The organism is Acidovorax sp. HMWF018, from assembly GCF_003061035.1.
GTDB classification, from domain to species: Bacteria; Pseudomonadota; Gammaproteobacteria; order Burkholderiales; family Burkholderiaceae_C; genus Acidovorax; species Acidovorax delafieldii.
Genome location: NZ_QAIM01000099.1, coordinates 1 through 3947, shown reverse-complemented (window position 1 = coordinate 3947; position 3947 = coordinate 1). Strand labels below are relative to the sequence as shown.

The following is a 3947-nucleotide window of genomic DNA, read 5'->3' as shown; positions in this document are numbered from 1 at the left end:
TCTCCCTACAGTCGCCATCACCCCGATGAACGACACGGCGACCGCGCCAGGAGACACCCCATGGGCCCCACACCCCCTTCTTCATTCCCCCGCTCGCAGCACGCCGCCGGGAGCCACCGGCCATGAGCGGCGATGCTGTGGTCGATGTGCTGGTCATCGGCGGCGGCAACGCCGCCCTGTGCGCCGCGCTGATGGCACGCGAGGCCGGCGCCAGCGTGCTGCTGCTCGAATCGGCTCCGCGCGCCTGGCGCGGCGGCAACTCGGCCCACACGCGCAACCTGCGCTGCATGCACGATGCGCCGCAGGACGTGCTGGTCGATGCCTACCCCGAGGAAGAGTTCTGGCAAGACCTGCTCAAGGTGACAGGCGGCCTCACCAACGAACACCTGGCGCGCCTGGTGATCCGCGAGTCGGCCACCTGCCGGCCCTGGATGCGCCGCCACGGCGTGCACTTTCAGCCCGCGCTGGCGGGCACGCTGCATGTGGCGCGCACCAATGCGTTCTTCATGGGCGGCGGCAAGGCGCTGGTCAATGCGTATTACCGCAGCGCGGAGCAGCTGGGCGTGCAAGTCCGCTACGAGGCGCCCGTGGAGCGCATCGAGATGGACGGCCGCCGCTTCGTCGCCGCCCACCTGGCCAAGGGCGAACGCATTGCCGCCAAGAGCTGCGTGCTGGCCGCGGGCGGCTTTGAATCGAACCGCGAGTGGCTGCGCGAGGCCTGGGGACGGAATGAGCGCGGCGAGTGGCCGGCTGACAACTTCCTGATCCGCGGCACGGCCTACAACAAGGGCGTGCTGCTCAAGCACCTGCTCGACGACCATGGCGCCGACCGCATCGGCGACCCCACGCAGGCGCACATGGTGGCCATCGACGCGCGCGCGCCGCTGTACGACGGCGGCATCTGCACGCGCATCGACTGCGTGTCGCTGAGCGTGGTGGTCAACCGCAACGGCGAGCGTTTTTACGACGAGGGCGAAGACTTCTGGCCCAAGCGCTATGCCATCTGGGGCCGCCTGGTCGCGCAGCAGCCGGGGCAAATCGGCTACTCCATCATCGACAGCAAGGCCATCGGCCGCTTCATGCCGCCCGTGTTCCCGGGCGTGAAGGCCGACACCCTGCCCGAGCTGGCGCAGAAGCTCGGCCTGCCCGTGGACACCTTCATGCGCACGCTGACCGGCTACAACGCCGCCTGCCGCGTGGGCACGTTCGACCACACCACGCTGGACGACTGCCACACCGAAGGCGTGGCGCCCGCCAAAACGCACTGGGCGCGGCCCATCGACACCGGCCCGTTCTACGGCTATGCGCTCAAGCCTGGCGTCACCTTCACCTACCTCGGCCTGCACACCGACGACACGGCTGCGGTGCGCTTTAACAACCAGCCCAGCCCCAACCTGTTTGTGGCGGGCGAAATGATGGCCGGCAACGTGCTGGGCAAGGGCTACACCGCCGGCGTGGGCATGAGCATTGGCACTGCGTTTGGCCGCATTGCGGGCACGCAGGCAGCTTTGGCCTCCAAACGCCCGGTAGCGCTAGTCGAACATGCCTCAAACGCTACAAAACAAGGAGCAAACCATGCAAACGCTTGAGGCCCTGACGCGCGACGCCCGGGCGCTGGCAAATGGCGACATCGTGCTGTCTGCGCCCGAGACCGAGGTGGCGCGCCAGCTGCAGATCTGCAACGCCTGCCGCTACTGCGAAGGTTTTTGCGCCGTGTTCCCGGCCATGACGCGGCGGCTGGAGTTTGGCAAGGCCGACATCCACTTCATCGCCAACCTGTGCCACAACTGCGGCGCCTGCCTGCACGCCTGCCAGTACGCGCCGCCGCATGAGTTTGCGGTGAACATTCCGCAGGCCATGGCCCAGGTGCGTGGCCAGACCTACGCCGACTACGCCTGGCCGCCCGCACTGGGCCAGCTCTACCAGCGCAACGGCCTCACGTTGGCGCTGGCGCTGGTGGCCGGGCTCACGGTGTTCCTGCTGCTGGCCGTGGTGCTGCATGGCCAGGGCATCGCCGCGCTGTGGCAGGCCCCTGTGGGCGGCTTCTACGGCATCTTCCCGCACAACCTGCTGGTGGGCCTGTTTGCGCCCGTGTTCCTGTTCGCCGTGCTGGCGCTGGGCCTGGGCGTGCGCCGCTTCTGGCGCGACGTGACGCCCGCTACCAGCGGCGCGCCGCTGAGCGCGCCCGCCACGGCCGAGGCCACCGATGCCGTGCTGCGCCTCAAGTACCTGGACGGCGGCCATGGCGATGGCTGCCACAACGAGGACGATGCCTACACCCTGTCGCGCAGGCGCATGCACCACCTCACGTTCTACGGCTTCATGCTGTGTTTTGCGGCCACCAGCGTGGCGACGCTGTACCACTACCTGCTGGCCTTGCCTGCACCGTACGACCTGCCCAGCCTGCCCAAGCTGCTGGGCGGCATTGGCGGTGTCAGCCTGGCCGTTGGCACGGCCGGCCTGTGGCGGCTGAACCTGCGCCGCCACCCGCAACACGGCGATGCCGCACAAAAGCCCATGGACCGCGCCTTCATCGCCCTGCTGTTCCTCACCGCCACCAGCGGCCTGGCGCTGTGGGCGGTGCGTGGCACCGCAGGCCTGCCGCTGCTGCTGTGCCTGCACCTGGGCGCGGTGATGGCGCTGTTCGCCACCATGCCCTACGGCAAGTTTGCGCACGGCATCTTCCGCACCGCATCGCTGCTGCGCCATGCGGTGGAGAAGCGACAGCCCAACCCCATCGGCCTCGGTTCCGACTGATCCCCGCACCCCACCATCCACGATGAAGGAGACCTCCATGAAAAAACGCACCCTCTTGATGAGCGCGCTGGCACTCGCCACGGTTACTGCAACGCTGTCTGGCGCAGCCCACGCGCAGGATTTCCCGCCCAAGAAACCCGTCACGCTGGTCGTGGGCTTTGCCGCAGGCGGCGCGGCCGATGCGGCGGCACGGCTCATCGCCAAGAAGCTGGGCGAGAACATCGGCCAGTCGGTGGTGGTGGACAACAAGGGCGGCGCAGGCGGCAACATCGCGCACCAGTTTGTGGCCAATGCGCCCGCCGATGGCTCGGTGCTGCTGCTCGGGTCGGTGGGACCGCTCACCATTGCGCCCCACCTGATGAAGGTGGCCTACGACCCCTTCAAGGACCTGGCCGCCGTGTCGGGCGGGGTGAACTTTCCGAACGTACTGGTGGTGCACAAGGGCGCGGGCGTGAAGACGCTGGCCGAGTTTGTGCAGCTGTCCAAGAAGAAGCCCGGCAGCGTGGACTTTGCCTCCACCGGCGCGGGCTCGGCATCGCACCTGGCGGGTGAACTGTTCAACCAGCGCGCCGGCATCGACATGACGCATGTGCCCTACAAGGGCGGCGCCCCGGCGCTGCAGGACCTGCTGGGCGAGCGCGTGACTTCGTACTTCGCCGCGCCCCCCACTGCGCTGCCGCATGTGGAGACGGGCAAGCTCATACCGCTGGCCACCACCGGTCTCACGCGCCCGGCCTACCTGCCCAACATCCCTACCGTGGCGGAGTCGGGCTATCCGGGCTTTGAGGCGCTCAACTGGTACGCCTTTGTGGCGCCGGGCAAAACGCCCGCACCGCTGCTGGACCGCTGGAACCAGGAGATCGTGAAGGTACTGAACGACCCGGGCGTGAAAGAGGCGCTGAACAAGCACGGCCTCACGCCGCAGCCCACCACACGCGCCGAGCTGACGGCCTTCATGAAGAAGGAATCGACCCAGTGGGCCACCATCATCAAGGAACGCAAGCTGACGGCGGACTGATGGGAGCGGGCGCAGGAGCTGCGGCAGCGGGGCAGTGGCGCCTGCCCGCCATCCTCGTTTTCCCGGAGGCCGTCACACAGCCGACACCCGCCGCCGCGCCGGGTGCGCAACACTGTGGCAAACCTCCCAGGAGTCCTGTCGATGCCTGCCCGCATTTCCTCCCTTTTGACCG

The 3947-nt window shown here is 68.2% G+C and carries 3 protein-coding genes; all 3 read left to right on the top strand.

What is annotated here, in order from left to right:
• Window positions 1-122: 122 nt before the first annotated feature.
• Genes tcuA through DBR23_RS03485 form a run of 3 tightly spaced genes read left to right on the top strand, consistent with a single transcriptional unit; the run spans window position 123 to window position 3775 of the window.
• Entirely contained in the window at window positions 123-1589 is a 1467-nt protein-coding gene (tcuA, locus tag DBR23_RS03495; protein WP_108497335.1) for an FAD-dependent tricarballylate dehydrogenase TcuA, read from the top strand.
• Complete coding sequence (gene tcuB / locus DBR23_RS03490; protein ID WP_108497334.1) at window positions 1576-2757, top strand: tricarballylate utilization 4Fe-4S protein TcuB; 1182 nt, start codon at window positions 1576-1578, stop codon at window positions 2755-2757. The genes tcuA and tcuB overlap by 14 nt, the downstream gene beginning before the upstream one ends.
• Window positions 2758-2794: 37 nt before the next feature.
• The gene (locus DBR23_RS03485; RefSeq protein ID WP_108497333.1) at window positions 2795-3775 is read left to right on the top strand and encodes a tripartite tricarboxylate transporter substrate binding protein; all 981 of its coding nucleotides are present in this window, start codon (window positions 2795-2797) and stop codon (window positions 3773-3775) included.
• The last annotated feature ends 172 nt before the right edge of the window (window positions 3776-3947 follow it).

Excerpts from the sequence above, each read along its gene's own strand:
- tcuA (WP_108497335.1), top strand. The coding sequence starts at position 123 with ATGAGCGGCGATGCTGTGGTCGATGTGCTGGTCATCGGCGGCGGCAAC.
- tcuB (WP_108497334.1), top strand. The coding sequence starts at position 1,576 with ATGCAAACGCTTGAGGCCCTGACGCGCGACGCCCGGGCGCTGGCAAAT.
- DBR23_RS03485 (WP_108497333.1), top strand. The coding sequence starts at position 2,795 with ATGAAAAAACGCACCCTCTTGATGAGCGCGCTGGCACTCGCCACGGTT.